General features: G+C 45.6%; 14 protein-coding genes. 6 read left to right on the top strand and 8 right to left on the bottom strand.

Annotated elements, in window-relative coordinates; translation table 11 throughout:
* Position 1: 1 nt before the first annotated feature.
* The 3 genes from FCL46_RS15410 to FCL46_RS15400 form a co-directional block, all read right to left on the bottom strand.
* Positions 2-1657, bottom strand: a complete 1656-nt coding sequence (locus FCL46_RS15410) for a reductive dehalogenase (protein WP_217909448.1) — start codon at positions 1655-1657, stop codon at positions 2-4.
* Complete coding sequence (locus FCL46_RS15405; RefSeq protein ID WP_136806734.1) at positions 1654-2547, bottom strand: tetratricopeptide repeat protein; 894 nt, start codon at positions 2545-2547, stop codon at positions 1654-1656. Before FCL46_RS15405 ends, FCL46_RS15410 begins: the two co-directional genes overlap by 4 nt.
* A gap of 295 nt (positions 2548-2842) precedes the next feature.
* The gene (locus FCL46_RS15400) at positions 2843-3778 is read right to left on the bottom strand and encodes a helix-turn-helix domain-containing protein (RefSeq protein ID WP_136806735.1); all 936 of its coding nucleotides are present in this window, start codon (positions 3776-3778) and stop codon (positions 2843-2845) included.
* A gap of 279 nt (positions 3779-4057) precedes the next feature.
* Here FCL46_RS15400 and FCL46_RS15395 point away from each other — a divergent pair, with 279 nt between their 5' ends.
* From FCL46_RS15395 to FCL46_RS15380, 4 genes are all read left to right on the top strand, one after another.
* The gene (locus tag FCL46_RS15395; RefSeq protein WP_136806879.1) at positions 4058-5509 is read left to right on the top strand and encodes a reductive dehalogenase; all 1452 of its coding nucleotides are present in this window, start codon (positions 4058-4060) and stop codon (positions 5507-5509) included.
* Positions 5510-5528: 19 nt separating this feature from the next.
* Complete coding sequence (locus FCL46_RS15390; RefSeq protein WP_136806736.1) at positions 5529-5834, top strand: hypothetical protein; 306 nt, start codon at positions 5529-5531, stop codon at positions 5832-5834.
* Positions 5835-5943: 109 nt separating this feature from the next.
* Positions 5944-7203, top strand: coding sequence for an FMN-binding protein (locus FCL46_RS15385; protein WP_136806737.1), 1260 nt, complete (start codon positions 5944-5946; stop codon positions 7201-7203).
* Complete coding sequence (locus FCL46_RS15380) at positions 7170-7418, top strand: hypothetical protein (protein ID WP_136806738.1); 249 nt, start codon at positions 7170-7172, stop codon at positions 7416-7418. The genes FCL46_RS15385 and FCL46_RS15380 overlap by 34 nt, the downstream gene beginning before the upstream one ends.
* Before the next feature lie 41 nt (positions 7419-7459).
* Here the strand turns inward: FCL46_RS15380 and FCL46_RS15375 are convergent, their stop codons facing one another.
* Positions 7460-7621 (bottom strand): hypothetical protein, encoded by a 162-nt coding sequence (locus FCL46_RS15375; protein WP_153307120.1) that lies wholly within the window; start codon positions 7619-7621, stop codon positions 7460-7462.
* Positions 7622-7773: 152 nt separating this feature from the next.
* On the opposite strand from FCL46_RS15375, the gene FCL46_RS15370 reads away from it, so the two are divergent.
* Entirely contained in the window at positions 7774-10095 is a 2322-nt protein-coding gene (locus tag FCL46_RS15370; protein WP_136806739.1) for a mechanosensitive ion channel family protein, read from the top strand.
* A 73-nt stretch (positions 10096-10168) separates the two neighbouring features.
* Here FCL46_RS15370 and FCL46_RS15365 read toward each other — a convergent pair whose 3' ends face one another.
* A complete protein-coding gene (locus FCL46_RS15365) occupies positions 10169-12907 on the bottom strand; it encodes a winged helix-turn-helix domain-containing protein (RefSeq protein ID WP_167505830.1) in 2739 nt (912 codons plus the stop codon).
* Positions 12908-13519: 612 nt separating this feature from the next.
* Between FCL46_RS15365 and FCL46_RS15360 the strand changes: the two genes are divergently transcribed.
* The gene (locus FCL46_RS15360) at positions 13520-14785 is read left to right on the top strand and encodes an alkyl/aryl-sulfatase (protein WP_167505831.1); all 1266 of its coding nucleotides are present in this window, start codon (positions 13520-13522) and stop codon (positions 14783-14785) included.
* Positions 14786-14890: 105 nt separating this feature from the next.
* Here FCL46_RS15360 and FCL46_RS15355 read toward each other — a convergent pair whose 3' ends face one another.
* The 3 genes from FCL46_RS15355 to FCL46_RS15345 all read right to left on the bottom strand — a co-directional run bounded on the left by FCL46_RS15355 (position 14891) and on the right by FCL46_RS15345 (position 19146).
* Positions 14891-15580, bottom strand: a complete 690-nt coding sequence (locus tag FCL46_RS15355; protein ID WP_167505832.1) for a Crp/Fnr family transcriptional regulator — start codon at positions 15578-15580, stop codon at positions 14891-14893.
* A 245-nt stretch (positions 15581-15825) separates the two neighbouring features.
* Entirely contained in the window at positions 15826-17169 is a 1344-nt protein-coding gene (locus tag FCL46_RS15350) for an SLC13 family permease (RefSeq protein WP_136806743.1), read from the bottom strand.
* 93 nt (positions 17170-17262) lie between these two features.
* On the bottom strand, positions 17263-19146 hold the full coding sequence (locus FCL46_RS15345; protein ID WP_136806744.1) for an aryl-sulfate sulfotransferase: 1884 nt from the start codon (positions 19144-19146) through the stop codon (positions 17263-17265).
* Between the last annotated feature and the right edge of the window lie 18 nt (positions 19147-19164).

Here is a 19164-nt window from a genome sequence, read left to right as displayed (position 1 = left end):
CTTATATTCCGCGGTATTCCCAGGTTTTATCGACATTTTCAAAATACTCCTCAGACCGCAGCCACTTAGGCGGGTTGTGATACGTCGCTTCCTTGCCGCCGTCCCAGTCGGACTTGAAATCTTCTGCTTCCGGATACTTGAAGAAGCCATGCTGCATAGCCAGTAGGCCGGAAGCAAACAGACCGGTCGGGTCACGCGGCTCAACTTCGCGGGAGATAGTGTGTATCCAGGTATTTTTTCTAGTGTAGGGACAGACGCCGATACAGATGCGACAGCCGTCACCATGCTCGGTGGGGCTGGCGGCCCAAGATAGCGCACATTTCTCACTGTCAAGAACCCAGCGCTTGAAGCCGAAGGCCTCCTGATCCGGACGGTCGGCAAAGGAGATGGCACCCGAAGGACAGGTCTCGGCACAGATTTTACACTTTTCGCAAAAATGGGTCATCTTGATGTCGATTGGCTTGTCGTACTCGAAATCGATGTCAGTTACGACCCCGCACAGACGGACGTTGGAGCCAAGCTCCGGGGCCATCAGCAATCCGGCTCTGCTGTGCTCACCTAAACCAGCTTTTAGGGCGTAGGGAGGAATCATCACTTCGTAATCAAACGGAGGCACCTGAGCGCGGGCGGGATAACCGATATAGTTAAGGAAATGTTCAAGTTTCCCGGCGGCCTGGCGGCAACGGGAATAGCCGTCGTAGGAGGTGGAATAGCCGATGGCGCTCAAGGTGGTGTCCCAGTTCATGGGAATACCGATGACGATCATGCTCTTCCAATGTTGAGGCACCTTGTCGCCCCAGTTGTTTTCACCGTCGTGGCCGTTACCGGGCATGCCCCTCATATGGTTCTTGAACATGAAGGTTGGATCAAAATCGGTGATCCCGACCAGGGTGGCTCCGAAAGCGTGAGCCATCCGCTTGACCAACTCGGATGCATGCTTTTTCGACTTGAACTTCATTGGTTCATCGAGCTTGATATTGCGAAAATCCCACTCTTCCGGTGGAGTGGTTGGTCGGGCCGGGAAGGTGTGCGCTTCGCTTCCGTGTCCTTCTTCAATGGCTGCGTGGTTGGCCGACGAGTAACCGGAAGCGATGATGTAACGCTTGAACTTTCCCTCTTTCCAGGCTTGTTCACGTTTTTTGTGGGCCATGAGCTGTTTCAGCGACAGTTCATACTTCGTGGGATTGGCTCGGTAGTAGTCACCGATTTCACCCGGTAACGTGTCAATGCCCATCTTAGGATTCCAGGCACCGGACTTAAGCAGGCCGTAAAATGCCATCTTCCGCTCGGGGAAAAATTCATACCACTCAGGTCGGCTGATTTTTCCTTTCTTGACGAAGGCGGGTGGATTATCGACAGTAAAGGGCTTTCGGTTGAAAAACATGTTTTCCGGATTGAAATCCTTATACCCTGTACGGGCATGACTGGAATTTCCGATCTGGTAACCGGCAAGAGCACCGCCTCCAACTGTTGCAGCAGCTGCGGCGGCTGCAGTGACGCCTCCAATCTTGAGAAAGTTACGCCTTGAGAGATCCCTGGGCGCTTCTTTTTTAGACTCTGGAGCAGTTTCAGTCTCCATCTCGTTTTCAAACGGCTCTTCTTTCGGGCGGTAATTCTTAGGATCGTTGACGTAGTCTGGTGTGTGTTTTTTGATCATTGTTGTTCCTCTCTGCTAATGCGGGAAATCGTGTGTCGTAGTTCCTCAATCTGATCCTCATATTCTGGAAAATGTTGCAGAATTTCTCTGAAAAACTTTTCTGCATTGGGGCGTATTTTTGGGAGGACCATCTTTTTCGCCTGAAACATCACGTGTCCCATACTTTCTTCGTTTATTTGGGTCATGAAGATGTAGGCTTCGATCGCTTCGTTAAATTCGCCCAGTTCAAAGTGGGCATCACCGATGGTTTTGACGATTCGCAGGTCTGGGCCATGGAGTTGCATGAGGCTATGGGCTTTTTCGATGGATTTTTTGTATTCCCCCATATTGTAGTAGCAGTAGATGCTGGACTTTTGCGCATCGACAAAATCCTCGCTCAACTTCAGGGTCTTCTCGTAACAGGCGACCGCTTGGCCGTACTCTTTTTTCACGAAGTAGACTTCACCTGCATGATAATGGGCGCCGGCAAAATCCTCTTCCAGTTCCATGACCCGGTTAAAGCACTTGAGTGCCTCTTCGAGTTCCTCCTGGTAAAAGTGGATCAGTCCGCAGTTGTAGAGAGAACCTGTATGGTTCGGGTTCTGCTGCTTAATGGCTGAAAAACAGTTTTGTGCCGATGCATATCGCTTGGAATGAAGGTAAAGGCTACCAAGGTTGAACTGGATATTTTCGCCTTTCGGGTTCAGATCACGTGCCTGAAGTAGACTCTCTTCGGCTTTTGCAGTCTCCTGTTGATGCAGGTAGGCGAGTCCTTGTTCATTTAAGATCTGACTTTTAAAAAGAGGATCGACCAGGGTAGGGATTACCTGAATGGCAAAGGAGACCAGGCCAAAATGGTCACCGTTTCTCTTATAATCTATAATGGTTTGACCGATTTCCTGGTGTGACATAGTTATGCTCTTCCAATTCGTTATCCTTCAAAGAAGATAACATTTTTGTCTCTCGTTAAGACATGGAAACGATCAGGTCAGATGATCCATGTCGTGGAATGGCACACACTGCGATGCATGCAGATGCTATTAGATAGTAAATATGTGCCTGTTTCGAATAAGTAGACAATATTGGGTGATACTTTAGAAGTAACTCAGCGCGGAAATCATGGTACTTTTTACTGGTTTGCTGGTTTGCTGTAGGAAAGCGTGAGGTAGCCGCCTCAAAAGGATGAAGGGCACCCTGATGGGTGTGCTACTCCTGAACAATCTTGTATTGTTCTCGAATCTGACGGCGGAAAACTGCAGGGCTCATGCCGGCTTCTCGCTTAAAGAACCGCCCGAAATACGATGCATCATCGAAGTTGAGGCGATAACCGATTTCAGCGATGGTTTCATTACTATGGGCAAGTAATCGTTTCGCCTCAAGAACAATCTTGCCACGGATGATATGCCCGGGAGCATATCCGGTGACCGCTTTGACAGTGTCTCTCAGATGGCTGGTGCTAACCCCGATTCTTCTGGCATAATCCTCAGCGGATTGGTTTGTGAGGAAATGTTCCGATACCAATTGCTTAAATTTACGTGCCAGTGACGAAGGTGCCGTAGAATGTTCATGTGGATGTTCAACACGATACAAACGATGAAGTTCTGTGAGCAAGATGTGAAGATAGGCACGTAAAACCGTAAGACTTCGTGCACCCTCGTTATTAAACTCCTTCTCAATCATCTTAATTAAGTCGTTGAACATCGTAGAATGCTCCCGATCGATAGGGAGAAATGGAGCCTGTTCAATATGGTGGAAGAAGTTTGAATCCTGCGTTCTGATAATGCTCGAGGTTGAAAAATCCATAAACTCCTCTGGGAAAATCAGAGCATAACCTTTCAACGGTTTCCTCAGTTGCCAAAAATGGATCTGACCTTTTGAAAGAAAATGGAACGTGGGAGGTTGAATGGTATATGTTTCAAAGTCAATGACATGCTCCCCCTCGCCGTCATTAATATACAGCACTTCATAGTAATCGTGACGATGAGGGTAATCCGCCTGGCTAGACGAAGTCATCATCTCAAATGTTGTTAAGACGACCGGAAATTGTGGATCAAGTGACAGGAGAGGTTTTCCATCTGCATGCTGAACGTTATTGGGAGCCTCGTTATAATAGTGAGATGGAATGTCGTTTTTTTTATTCATAACTCACCATACCTTACTTGAGGGTGTGCATTTACGTTTCATTTAAACCACTCTCAGAGATTTTATGCCTCATCAGGGTCGTTACAATAAACTGCCATAGGATTCCACGAATTCTCTCATTACACATCACCCTTTTGGGTGACCATCAGCAAATAATCAAAATCACCCGTAGGGGTGTTTTTTTATAGCATCCTCCCCTCTAAGATTCCCCCAATAAAAAACTAAGCGCAAGAAATTAACTTCCTTGCAAAGTCGTTAAATCAGGTGAGAGGTACAACTATGAGCCAATCAGGTTCGAGAAAATCAACCTATCACTCAACAGTCGGGCGTCGTGATTTCCTGAAAATGTTGGGTCTGGGAGCAGGTGTAGCAGGGGCAAGTGCTCTCGGGATTGGGGGAACGGCCGAGACATCCTTTGCCGATCTCGATGAAATGATGGCATCGCCCTATGCGGATCGCAACTTGCCCTGGTGGGTTAAGGAGGTCGATGTACCAACGTTAGAAATCGACTGGGACAATATGGAGATCTTTCCAGGAGTCCATAAATCTCTGTTCAACCCGGAAGCCTGGGACAATCCCAAAGAGTATATGGCAATCCATGCCCAGAACATTGCCTCGACAACGGAGAAAGTCAAAAAAAATGTTCCCGGCTATTCAATTCGAGATCGTGCTTTGGGAGACGCAAACTGTTGGGGGTGGGGGGCGCTCAGCTCAATAGCTCCCTCCTGGACAGGACCTGATATTAAGTCGTTTAACGGATGGGAACATCCAACCATGTTCTACACTCCCGAACAGTTCGGAGTTCCGCGCTACGAAGGCACACCTGAAGAAAATTCACGTATGTTACGCGTTGCCGGACGAATTTTAGGAGCAGCCGACATGGGCTTTGTTAAGCTCAACGAGAAAACCAAAAAGCTCCTCTATGGCTTCATACGCTTTGAGAACGTAGAAAAAGGCTATGATGCAGGTGACGGTACCTTTGTACTACCGGATAAGGACTTGTGGGTCATCTGCGCTGTCATTCCTCAATCGTTGTGGATGGCACAATATACAGATCGTATGAGCTGGGCATCTGCCAATACTGCGGCATATTCAAGAGCCAATATCTTTTCCAATCGCCTCAATGTATTCCTGCGCGGTCTCGGCTATCAGTACTATGGCGGCCATACCGGCTCCGTAGGTCGAAGCGTCGGTTTTGGAATCATGTCCGGCCTGGGCGAATACGGTCGCGCCGGTATTCTGGTAAGCCCGCAGTGGGGTACAAATTTCCGTACTGTAATGCTGACCGTAACGGATCTGCCCCTAGCAGAAACCAAGCCAATAGATGCCGGGATTATTAAATTCTGTAAGGCATGTAAAAAATGTGCTGAGATGTGCCCATCTGAAGCTATTCCGAAAAGTGATGAACCATTCTGGGGCGGTGACAAGCCCTGGCAGGCAAAAGGTATCAAGGGCTGGTATCAGGACGCCAAGAAATGCTACTCCTACATGCTCGGTGGAGATCCCGACTGCAGTCGTTGCCAGGCAGTCTGCCCCTTCACCAAATTCGATGAAGCGGTCATGCATGATCTGGTTCGCATCGCTATTGCCAAAGCTCCTGCTCTCAATAATGCCATCAGAGAAATGGACGACATCTTTGGCTACGGCCAGGAACCACCACAAGAGAAGTCTCCCTGGGATGTTGATCCTATGGATATTCCTCTGTTTGGTTTAGATAAATCACGTTCTTAGAGAAAGGAGATTATTTATTATGCGTATCGTCAGCTGGAACTGGTTCTGGTATGTGCTGCTTGGCTTTATTATGGGAGGCGGGGCGCTTTATCTCTATACCTTGCTTAAAGAAAAAAACGTCAAGCTGGTCTGGCACGAACTGACCCTGACACTTATTTCCTTTGTGACTTTTATGTTTCTCGGGCAGACCTTTATCTCCTCGTTTAACGAAGGTGAGCCACGAGCCGCCTGGTTAACCGTTATTTTTCTGGGAGTGCCGATCATTATCATGGCGGTTGTCATTCAACGTTCGATTCGTGCGAGGCGTAGAATAACTGCCCAGTAACCCGGCAGCCTCCTGGTCCGGATTCTCAAGCCTGCTGTAGGGTAGGAGAATCCGGATGTGAGTAAGGCAATACACGAGTGAGAACAAGGTAATAACTACGGTACTCAAGATGCAACCTGATTCCATCACTGAAAAACCAGCACACCTCAACAGTCATCGCAGCCCGGAATACAGTGCAACGGCAGTGGCTAAAGCTCCTGGAAGGAAACGGGGAGAAACTGCCTTTTGGCTGGGTACAATTCTCCTGATTATTGCCGCATGGACCGTTGGGTTCACCATAGAAAATGCAGATGTGGAGCCATATCTTCATCAGGCGATGCCTACGGCCGATCAGATCGAAAAAACCACACATGGGAGCTATACAGCCTACAGCTCCGGCCAGCTCCTCGGCTACATCTCCATCGGAGAAGGTGACGGCTACGGAGGACCAATGAACCTCGCTGTTGCAATTGATCTGCAAGGCAAGATTACAGGGTTGTCCGTTATTCGCCACCGTGAAACTCCCAGCTGGTTTAAACGGGTTCAGGATAACGATTTTTTCTCCCGGTTGATCGGTAAAACGTATAACACCCAGTTTGTGCTTGGCCGTGATATTGACGGCGTAAGTGGTGCGACCTACACCTCTCGTGGGATCGCAGAAGCTACCCTGGATGGAAGTCGACATTCGGTTATAGAGGATCTCAAATTTTCAGTTCCTAAGCAGTTACCTCTACAGATTGAATTAGGATTGCCTGAAGTCGTCCTGCTCGGACTGTTTGCCCTTGGCTTTGGTGGTCGGCGCAAATCGTTTCGTCACAAAAAACAGCTGCGCTGGTTCTCTATGCTGACGGGGATGGTTGTCTTCGGTTTTATCTATACCAATCCTTTAACCATTTCCCTTATCAATAAAATGGTGCTCGGGTTCTGGCCCGACTGGCATACCCATCTCTACTGGTACCTGTTGCTCGGAGGGATTTTCTTTTCTTTGACAGCGACCAGCAAAAATCCCTATTGTAACTGGGTTTGCCCTTTTGGTGCCGCTCAGGAATGTATAGGTAAAATTGGTGGCGCCAGGCACTATTCTCTTTCACGCTACAGAGCATTGCTAAAATGGCTGCAACGCGGCTTATTCCTGGCAGCAATCGTTATTGCCATGTTGTATCGCAATCCAGGCATATCCAGTTATGAAATTTTCGGCACCCTGTTCGACCTGAAAGGAACCATCCCACAGTTTTTTCTTTTGGGCCTGGTGATATTAGCTTCTCTTTTCATCCACCGCCCCTGGTGCAGCTACCTATGTCCGCTTAAGCCACTCGAAGCTTGTATCAGATTCCTCAAAACCTTGGTAAAAAATATATGGGTCAACAAAAGCTCAAAAACAGCAACGTAAAAGAACATCTGATAATCGTCTTTGTTCTTATCGGCTCCCTGTTAATCATCACCGACGTAGGGAGGAACATATCTGATGAAATCCGTCTAGTTACTGAACTCAAATCACTTACCAATGAGCTGACATCACAACCACAATCCCCAATCCAGTCAACATTGTCAGATGAAGAGATGAAACAATGGACGGAGCGTTTGAAAAAGCACTCTGATACCTGATCACGCCAGCAACTTTTGTTCTCTGCTGAACCTGAAAACGCTCAAATCTCTTTCGTTTTCAGAAGGTCAAAGAATGTCGTTTGAACACGATCTTTCCCTTCACTAAGAATTGTCTCTACTTCTTCAACTATCTGAGTGATACAGAGATTATCCGTGGCACCTGTGAAAGTGCTACGGACGATTGGTGGTAGAAATACAGTCATATTTTTTCCATCAATAGACGAACGATCGATATCATTCATGTGTAACATGAGAAGTCATCTGTATTTTTAATTCAATAGAGTTGGCATACTGCGATTGCACCAGACGCACACCTTAGAATTCTACCTCTTGCAATGAAAAATATAGGCGCTAAATGAAACTGCTAAACCACCCATCGGGTGTTAAACGAAATACAAAAAAATCTCATCCGGGCTTTATTGCGATTCTTGTTATTCTTGTATGTACTTTGGGATTTGCAGTGCATGGCTCTTCTCAAGAGGTAATGGAACCAGTTCTGGCCAGTGGTGCTTCAGCTGATATCCATGAGATTGTTGCCAAAACCAAAGGAGCATTTTCTGGTAACGAAGAACCTGCAGGTAGAATCACTGCTGTTGCAGGAATGTCGACAACACATAGGATCCAACGACAGATTACTAGTATTCAAAACTCTTTCGAGAAGTTAGAAGCTGGCCTGGATCGTCTTGTGGAGGGATTTTTTAGGCTGCCTGGTGATGTTGCTTTGGCTATGAATAACTTATCAGAGGGAAAAGGTTTTCTATTTGTCCTTTTCACCCTGCTTAAAGTGCTCTTGATCTACGGTGTTTCGCTTGGTCTTGAAAGGTATGTAAGACGTCTGACTTCTCCTGTTAGACACTATTTTGAACAAGCACCGGTGGAATATTTCTTCAATAAGGTTCTCCGAAACGGTCTCCTGCTTCTTTTGAATGGACTCTATTTTGCAGTCTTTTTCTATGCTGCAATGGTTTTAATTGCACTGACTCTTGTTGAAGGAAGCAACACCCGTATGATTGCCGGCGGCTATCTGGCCCCGATTTTCTCAGCTCGGGTGTTAGTTGTAATCTTCGCCTTTGTGTTTTGTCCTAACTCAAAAACAGCACGCATCACTCCCATAACAGATTACGCTGCTCAGGTGTTATTTTTCTACTTCAGTGCTGTTGTTATTGTCACTCCTCTCATTGGCCGTACTCTATTTACCCTATCCATTTTGGGTATATCGGATGAAACATTTCTATTCTTACAGTTCTTTGGGGTGTGGGTTGGTTTTTTCATCATGCTACACATGATCTTTAAGAACAGACACACGCTCACAGATTTTATGGCAGAACATTCTGTATCTGCAAAAGAAAGCAAAGCTACCGCCTGGATTTATGAACGATGGTATCTCCTGATATCAGTCTACCTGATTGGAATGGTTGCTATTCGAGATGTGAGTTTACTTATGGGGAATGACAACTTCAGAGCCTTTGCTTTGAGCATCGCCAGTGTTCCCGGGGCAATATTGTTAGAAATGCTCATCTGGAGTCTTCTCAGTTCTGCTTTTCCGTTAGATCCTGCAAACCCTGAGGATATTGTGGTCTCCAATCAGATTGATCCTGCTCAAGTGAAGGACGATAGAGATGGAGTAGAGCTTTCGAAGCCACGACAGGCAAGCAAAATGGTTATCCAGATGCACAACACAGCACGGGTATTTATCCTCATTGGTCTTGTGATTTTTCTTTTGGAGATCTGGGGTGTGGAATTTGCCTTCTCCAAAGGAGTAGTGGGTGCCATATTCAGTGCTTCAGCTGCGGTTACTATTGCCTATTTTGTTTGGGAATATCTGAACCAGTTGATCGATAAAAACATGGATAATGGAGATCAGGCAGAGGAAGAAATGGATGAAGGTGGGGCTGGTGGCTCTCGCAAAAGCACACTTTTACTGCTTCTCAAAAAAATCATTATCATATGTATTACAATTATCACTCTCTTTGTTGTTCTTTCTGGTATTGGTATTGAAATTGGTCCGCTTTTGGCTGGTGCAGGGATATTTGGAATTGCTATTGGGTTTGGGGCTCAGACGCTGGTTCGCGACATCTTTTCCGGTGTTTTTTTCTTAATCGATGATGCCTTTCGTATTGGTGATTTCGTTGAATCCGGTGCCCACAAAGGTACTGTCGAACACATTTCTATTCGAACCCTTCGCCTCAGGCACACTACAGGAAGTGTTCACACCATCCCCTATGGTGAATTGGGCTCCATTACCAATTATAGCCGCGATTATGTTCTGATGAAGTTAGACTTCAGGGTGCCGGCAGATACAGATATTGAAAAAGTACGCAAAATCATCAAAAAAATAGGTTTACGCTTTCTTGAACATCCAGAGCATGGCCCTAAGTTTTTACAGCCCCTCAAGTCCCAGGGAGTAAAAATGATTGATGATGATTCAGCTCTTGTCGTCCGAATGAAATTTAAAACAACTCCGGGGGAGCAATTTGTTTTACGAAGAGAGGTATTTCGAGCCGTTCAGGAAGATTTTGCCAAGAATGATATCCAGTTTGCTCCTCGAAAAGTTACAGTTCATATACCAGAACATATGTCGGGTGAACGTGGTGAGTCTGCAACCAAGGAGGAGATGAAAACGGCAATTGCTGGTGCGGTCATTGCTGATACTGGCAAAGAGAATAGAGTGGCATAATACCACGTCAATTGATTCCCATTTTCGCAATCTAATGCAAGGACTGGAGCGGGAAAGAAGTCCTTCAACGGGTTTAGGGAGAAAATGGTGGAAGGAGATTGAGCTCTATCGCTGTATTGATGGCCTGGGTCCGGTTGCCGACACCCAATTTGTTGTAGATTCTTTTAGTGTGTGTTTTTAGTGTGTTGATGGAAACAAAGAGCTGTTCAGCTGTCTCCGCGTAGCTTGCTCCTTGTGCCAGGCAGCTGAGTACCTCTACCTCACGCGGGGTCAGACCAAAAGGGGAGTGCTGTGCTTTGCCTTTACCACGAGAGTTAGAATGAGAAATATTTGCCAGTATTCTGGCAATAAACTGTTCTGTTTCCGGGGCGTCAGAGTTCTGTTGTCTGCTCATCTGGTTGAGTAGCTCAAACACCGGAAGACCCTCCCGTATAAATATCTGGCAGTAGTTTTCAGGTGCGACCAGGGTGACAGCTTTTCTCAAGCTGGTATACGCCTCTTTCTCATGACCGAGTAAGCGGTGCGCTAAGGCAACCTGAATAAGTACTTCGGCTTGGAACAACAGGCTGGTCTTCTCATCAAATTGTACAACGAGTTCATTCAGCAGTACAAGCGCATCTCCCGCTCTGTCCATTTCAAGGTCGAGTTTGGCAGCAATGAGGTGAATGATGTTTGAGTAGTATGTCAAAGACTGCTGACTGGTTCGGTAGATTCCCTGAAAATTCAGTGGGAATAAATCCGGATACCTCTTACCTGCAAGGTATTGGCGATCGCTTTGCAAAAACGATCTATGGGCCAGGTCGGGTCTGCCACTGAGTACGTGAATAAGGGCCTTACAGGATTGCGCGATAATGGTCACGGCCTGAGATGGTTCGAGTGCGTCGATGATGGCGCTCATTTCATCCATAACTTCTGAGCTTTGCTCCGGTTTTCCCTGGTTGAGAAGACACTGGGCCAGAGTGAGATACGCATCGACGATTGAAAAAACGTCACCGTCTTTAACTATTGTATTCAAACCGTGCCTGAGGTGTTTTTCGGACTGAACCAACTCTCCGGAATGGTAGTGCAGCTGCCCCATAACGATATGGGCAAGGCCGGAAAAAGGAACTTCTCCCTCGTCAGTCGCCTTGTAGTCTATAAGGGTCTGGCAGGTCTGCAGTGCGTGTTTGAGATGGCCATATTCCATATTGAGTTTGGCGAGAGCTATCGAATCCATAAAAAAACAAAAAGGGAGATCTGCTCTCAAAGCCATTGCTGCAGCATGTTTGAAAATCTGAATCGCTTCGTTATAGTTGCCTCTGACCCGGTTGCAGAATCCGTAGCCACCAAGAGTCATAATAAGCCAGAAGCTTTGCTCTTCGGAAAGAATATTCAGGGCGCTGTGGAAATGTTCCCAGGCTTCGTCTACGGCAAAAAATGATGCGCAGCGAATGCCCTTGATCGCTGCAAGAATTCCATGTTCAACAGTTTGTTTACCTGATATGCCATCAACAGGTTCGCCAAGCTGTTTTTCTATGCGCTGTAAACAGAGATCAAATGCTTCAAATTCCCCCATTTCATGAAGAAAAAATAACTGGTGCAAGGTCAGAGCCGGGGGGAGGTAGTCGGGGGGAACGTTACCCAGCCACCTGAGATACATGTTGAAATCTCCCCGGGCCAGAATCTGATCGATATTTGTCTCCAGGTGGTTGATGACCTGATCGTAGTCCTGTGCTTCCAGTGCATGGTCTATGGCTTCTTCCCACATGCTCTGGGTCATGAACCAGTTTGCCGCGTGTTGATGAAGACGGCTGACCTGTTCCTTGCTGCGATTGCGAAGATGACTGGTCAGCATTTGGGCAAAGAGATGGTGATAGCGATACCAGCACCGTCTATTGTCGAGAGGTATGATGAAGAGATTATCATTCTCTAACTGCTGAAGAATCTGCTGACTGTTGGTAATCCCAAGAAGATTATCGCAGATATCTGCATTCATCCGCTTCAGGATGGATGTCTGAATGAGGAATTCCTGTATCTGTTGCTGCTGATGGATAATAACTTCACTGAGAAGATAATCGGCTATATGGCGATCTTCACCTGACAGATTGTCGATGAAGGTGTTTGTTGCTTCCGGGAGTTCTCGCAGCGACAGAGCTGCCAGCTGTAAACCTGTGACCCAGCCTTCGGTCTGTTTATCTAATTGGGCAACCTGCTCTCCTGTCAGGTTGAGGGCCATGGAACAGTTGAGAAAAGTACTCGCTTCTTCGGTGTTAAAACGGAGTTCATCAGCTCCAAGCTCACCCAGTTGGTTTTTCGCACGTAACCTGGCGATTGGTAATGGTGGCTCTGCACGACTGATGATCAGTAGGTGCAGTTGTTGCGGCTGATGGTTAATTAAAAAAGTTATGGCTGCATGGATCTCCTGATTGTCGATCAGATGGTAATCGTCAAGGGCGAGGATGAGGGGATGTCCTGCCTGCTCCAGATCGTTGATCAGTTGAGTAATTGCTGTGGTGAATCTCTTTGGATGAGTTGATTGCAAAAGTGCGAGAGCTTTTTGGGCGACAACGGGCCGGGTACGATCCAGGGTAGTAAACAGATATCTGCAAAATCGTTCGATATCATTGTCATTTTCATCTAATGAAAGCCAGGCTGTTGGAGCGTGTTGATGGCTGAGCCAACCACTTGCAAGGGTGGTTTTTCCGAATCCGGCTGGTGCGCAGATCAGTGACAGCGTGTTTGATACAGAAAGTTTGTTGCTGAGGCGTGGCCGTATGACAGTTTCAGGCGGCAGAAGAGGTATGTGAAATTTGGTTCTCAGCAATGGGTCCATGGCAAACTCTCGCCTTTTCATGAATGGCATGACGGTACTTTACCCCTCACTTGAGGAGTGTTTCCCGGATTTATCAGAACTAATTAGGCACAATGGTCATGGGGAATTTGGCCGAGTATCCAATACCTGTGTAATACGTAGATCGAAAACTTTTCAAGTGTAGTAGTAACGACTTAATCTGGCAAGTACCCGTTTTGAGATATAATAGATTTGTTTTACGAACTGTTCAAGTATTGCGTATAAACAGGATGTTTCTGCAGAAATGATGCTTTCGCTATCACATGAGGTTGGGTTTAACAATTAGTAATGTACTCATGCTATGCATTTTCCTGATTATCAAGTTGATCTACATCCCATCCCTTTCAGTCATTAAATCACATACTCTATGACCTCGATCATACAATAATTTCTGCGTTCTCGGTAAACAACACTAAAGACAGAAGCGAAAAGGTATCTGGGCAAAAATTATACGCACCGGTTGCTTGCGGAAGTTCATTTTAATCATGGAGGTTTACAACAATGAGAGCACCATTGAGTTTTTTGGTTGCCGCATTTTCAATGTTTTTTATTGGCGCAACCACAAACGTAATTGCAGGCGAAAATCTTGACGCAATGAAAGAACATGCAGCCAAGATGTTTAAAAAGGAAGTATTAAAAGTAGGTGACAACGTGTACGTGGCTGTAGGTCACGCTGCATCAGTTGCATCTATGATCATTGGTGATGATGGTGTGATCATCATCGATACAACCCAGAGTATAGGGTCTGCTGAAGGGGTTCTGGAGTCTTTTAGAAAAATTACAGATAAACCGATCAAAGCCATTATTTATACCCACGGTCACCGGGATCACATCAGTGGAACCAGTGTATTCACAGCAGAAGGTTCAAATCCAGAAATCATCGCACGTTCCAACCTGATCAATCCACTTGATGATAAAAACCTAAAAAAGGTGGGACCATATAAAATCCTTCAAAAACGCACCATCCGCCAATACGGTATTAAGGGATTAGAGCCTCATACTGAAAAGGTTAGTATGGGACTTGGGCCTGCATCCATTAACAATAAAGGGTTAGGCAAAGGCTTTGTTGCTCCCACCCGGACATTTTTCGATGACAACATGGAAATCACCGTGTCTGGTGTCAAATTTGAGTTGTATAAAGCACCGGGCGAGACCAATGATCAGCTCTTTGTATGGATGCCTGAAGAAAAGATATTATTCAGCGGTGACAATTTCTATCAAACTTTTCCTAATCTTTATGCAATCCGTGGAACTGTATACAGAGACTTCAGTGTATGGGCGGATAGTTTGGATCATATGACCCAGTTCCCTATTGAGCACCTGGTGCCTGGTCATACCCGTCCGATTTCCGGTCCAGAGGCCAATCAAGCATTAGCCGATTACAGGGATGCTATTCGCTACATTGTTGAGAAAACGGCTGAAGGAATGAATAAGGGGTTAACTCCAGATGAGTTGGTCAGCTATGTTACGCTTCCAAAGAATTTAACGGAAAAATATTATCTCAACGAGTTCCTGGGAACAGTTGACTGGTCTGTTCGGGCCTATTTTGCCGGCACTTTAGGTTGGTTCGATGGAAATCCTACACATTTATTCCCCACTGTTCCTAGAGAAAAAGCGCAGCGACTTGCTAATATGGCAGGAGGAGAAAAGGTACTTTTTGAAAACATGAATAAAGCGGTATCAGACAAGGAGTTTCAGTGGGCCATGGAACTCGCCGATATGCTGATGCTTCTGGAGAAGTATAAGAAAGAAGCAACAGCTGTTAAAATTACAGCTTTAAAAGCTCTGGCAGATCAGCAAAGAAGTGCTATAGGTCGAAATTACTACCTTGTATACGCCAAGGAACTTGCAGCAGAATAGTTCACAATAGATTTTCTGACATAAACCCAAATTAGGGATTATTCCAGCTGGGATAGTCCCTTTTTCTTCCAACGTTAGAACATTCCCCTAAGTGATAGTTGAGGACTAAATACGGATATGCTCTTCGCTATCATCTTTAAATACATTGAGATCTTTGACCCATATTTTCCCTCGTTGCGTTTCTATCGCACCAAGATCGCGAAGTATTTTGACAGCTCTGATAGTTGATTCAGTGGTCGTTCCAGTCACTTCAGCAAGTTCAGCATTGGTGAAAAAGAGTGGTGAACCAAACTTAACAGAAAGGGTTCGTAGGACTCGCATAATACGACGTTCAACTTTTTTTTCCATAAGGTCAAAAACTCTTGAGAGGGCACTGTCAATTGCAGGCGCAATCCAGCTGATGACATGGGGGGTGATGTCCGGGTGGGACTCAAGAAATTTGAGATAACAGGGACCACTGATCTGTAAACATTTTGAATCCCTGGCAGCTTCTGCCTCAAGAAACCTGGGACGGTCAATGAACGGACTCACAATATTAAAAGGTTCACCTTTTTTGACCAATAAAAAGGTAATGCGTTTACCGCTTTCAGAGCAGGCACTGACTCTTAGCAGGCCGCAGGAAACGATGAAGATTTCACTATTAAATTCGCCGTTTCTGAGGATAATTGCGCCTTTTGGGTAACGTACTTCACGGGTTATACTCGCAAGATCAGAAAGAGTTGACAGTGTTACTCCCTTTAAAAAAGCAGAATTTTGGAAAAGTTCAATTTTCCCTTCCTGACTCAGTTCGATCATATATTCACTCCGTAAAAACACCATGAAGGGCCCAAAAGTTTACCTCAAATTTGAAGGTAGACCGACATAAATCAAAGCATTTTACACTACTCAGTGGTGGAAATAAATACATGAAAGGACAGAATTTGTCGTATGTTTGAATTCTACAAGAAGAGTGGGGATAAAGAGGTACCCAGAGGGAATAAGATTCCGCTCTGGGTGAGGTGAGGCGAGTAAATAACTGTTTGTTGTAAATGTGAAAACTACTAGAATGCTCCTATCAGTTTCCAGTATCCGATACCGACTGTCATTATGGATACAATGCTAAGTAGCATTTTGCCACCATACCCTTTTACAAAGTCCTTCATATTTATGTAACCGTATGAAAAAACTATCAGAACAAGCACATACTCATATGGTAAAAGCACTTGTTCAAGACCCTGTACAAAGGCAAAAACGCCGATATTTGGGTCTAGGCCAACATTACTGGCAATTTGCGCTGCAGGCATAGATAATGTCGCTTGGCCTGCAAGTGGTGTTAGGACGAAGTTTACAAGAACACCGAACAACCAGAGCATACCAATTGTATATTCTTTGGCACCAGTGAGAAGTGGGGTCACTGAATCGGCAATAAATTTACCACCTCCACTGAATCCGCCTGCCATACCGATAGCCATACAACCCGCTAAGAAGAGAAAAAGAGGGTAGTTTACTTTGGTAAGCTTTTCAGCTTTACCAATGCCAACGATAGGAAGATAGAAAACAGATGCAGAAATACAGAAGATCCAACCAATCGCGCCGGTGTTGTTAGCACACATGTAGAGTGTGATAATAATGATGACCATAGCAAAGACTTCCTGCCATGTAATTTTACCGAGACTTTTGAGTTTATCTATGAAGAAATCTCTGGTTTCCAATTTTTTCTCAGGCTTGAAGAAAAGCAACACTATAAATGTCGACAGAAAGAAAAAAATCGTTTGAGGAACCATAAAGAGTTTTATGAAATCCATAAACTCAATTTCTAGTCCAGATGCCCCCCATGGGAAGTATGCTTGATTGAGATAGTAGTTATGAGCTGAGTTAAGGGCGGCGTATGAAGCCGTGATCATAAGTGCTGCACCGGCTCTGGAGCCCGGTTTGAGATCAAGCGATTTACACATCCCGTAAACAAAGGTGGCTAGGATAATTGTTCGGGTGCCAATATCTGGGATAAGGAAACAAAGAACGTAACCAATCAGCATTATACCAAAGATTAAACCGGCAAAACTTTTTCCTGTTACACTCAGAATTCCGTAGGAAATTCTATTAAGCAGCTTTGTCTCTTCAAGAGCTAAAGACAGCATCATCCCGCCGATAATGATATATGGGACATGCATTGTGAGTGGTTTAAAGGCAATATCTGGTGGTACGCCAACAACAAAAATATAGAGAAAGGGGAAGGCCAGAGAGTAGATGACCATGGGCAGCAAATCGAAAGCTGCAATTAAAATTGGGAACAGAGTACATATGAAAAACAGTTTTGTTTTAAGCGTAAATGCATCTGTTGTCGGGATACAATACACAAGTAAGGGTACAAGCAGCGTGATTATCCATTTGACTCTATTAGACATAGTCGTTTCCTGGTAAAATTGTGATGTTGAGGGATCTGTCACTGTATTGATCGCGTATTCCCTCCCAGCCGCAAGGCGGGGAGGGAGTACCTCTTAGATCAGTATGGAAACTCCTGTGTCGTATTTCTTGTCGTTGATGATCAGTTTAATGGCAAGCTTACCTTTGGTAAGGCCAATTTTGCTGATATTCATCTTAACATCTCGGTCGTCATCTTCCAGGAATGCACCTGAACACATAGCAAGGTGATGAACGGCTGCTGTATTGATATAATAGTTGTGACATTTTTCGGGGCCTTCGACACAAAGCATGGCCAGGGTACCGCGTTCGAACTTGCCATGGAACACAAAGCGGTCTTCGTCTTCTTCGATAATGATGTTGTGAAAAGAGTCCGGTTGTTCGTTCACTTCTTCAGCATCAGGGACGGTATCAAATTCTGGAGTCACGTCAAGACTTCCAAGGAGCTGGCCTGCACCGAGGGTGACATTGTCCCCATCATGATAAATGGGGAGTTTTTCGGCACGGTAAAAGTTACCTTCTGTTTCCAGTTCATAGAGGACAACGCCATCTTTTTCTTCAACGGTTATGGAACGAAGTTCAACTGTAGGGTCATTTGTATCTAGAAAGGCACCAAGTCCATCAGCTGCATTTCCATCTTTGAGACCGATACCACCGGAGTGAGTCATGTAATGACCGTCGGCATAGTATTCAACATTACAGATATATGGTGAAAAGAAGTCCTGACCACGTTCCTTGCCGTACTGCCAGACCTGTTCGATTTCCATCTTCTCGGTATCGATTCGGTAACGAACACCGCGGGAGAAGTTTTCACTGTTCTTAATATAATTTTCTTTGGACTTTGCTCTGTATTGACCGTTATCAAAGCACATTACATCACCTTCCGGGGTGATGACGCAGGCGTGTTGCTCATACTGCCAGTCAAAATTATCCACATCACCAACCGGGGTGAAAAAATACTTGTCTACCAGCTCTTGTGGCCATCCTTCCGGGTCACCGACAATCCAGTTGAGTTTGCCACTATCAAAATCAAGATTGATGATAGCATCCTGATGGCGACCTGAGAGAGATAGAGAGTTTGTTAGTTTGTCGTACCAAACAGCATTGTTGTGGAACCAGTCCGGGGCGTCCTGTGAACCGGAACCTGCAACATCTTGAGGGATGACATCTTTGTAATCCCAGGTTTTGAGGATTTCCCCACTATTTCGGTCAACGAGGACACACATATCTTCAACGGTGTCTGTGTGGAAATCCTGGGTCAGGATGAGCAGGTTGCCGTCTTCCATCTCGAACTGGTCGTGATGGTAGTTTCCGGGCAGACGATATTCTTTGTAAAGTTTGCCGAGCATATCGAGCTCGATAAGACCTGTTGCATTGTACGGCATACGGCAAAACCTGCTGGAACCGGTGAGAAGATTGCCATTGGCTGCACGTTTTATGTCAAACATTGTGTTCTCAGTGAGCAGCCAGCGAACATTTCCCTTGTAATCATAGGCTGTGGGCAGGTTCTTTCCGGCTGGGGTGAGGAACATGAAGTTGTCCTGCAGATAGTCTGCAGAAGTTGTGATGTTTCTGCAGCGACAAACCGCCTCGGGCAGTTTTCCTGTGGTGATCGTTACAGTTGTTTCTGTTCCATTGGGTAGAGAAATAACTACTTTATTTACAAAATCCTCATAGAGTCCAAGAACAGGCAACTTATGCTCTTTTGCCGGTGCAAAAGTATGACTCAGGTTTTCACGAGAAAAACGCTTACCGCAGACGGTGATGGTTGGTGCGACTTCTTCTGCGGTTGTGAAGAGTACCATGGCACAGAGCGGGTTTATTAGATAAGGATTTTCAACGACATAAGGATTATCGATGGTGTAATCGCCCTTTTTGAATTCTGCCAAAAATGCTTCTTCGGCACGCGCCTGACGGGTAATAAGATGATCTTCGCTGGTGTAAGTGACTTTGTTGCCCATTTTAGATTCTCCTTAGTC

It is taken from the genome of Desulfosediminicola flagellatus, assembly GCF_005116655.2.
In the GTDB taxonomy this organism is placed as follows: Bacteria; Desulfobacterota; Desulfobulbia; order Desulfobulbales; family Desulfocapsaceae; genus Desulfopila; species Desulfopila flagellata.
This window is presented reverse-complemented; position numbering and strand designations above follow the sequence as displayed.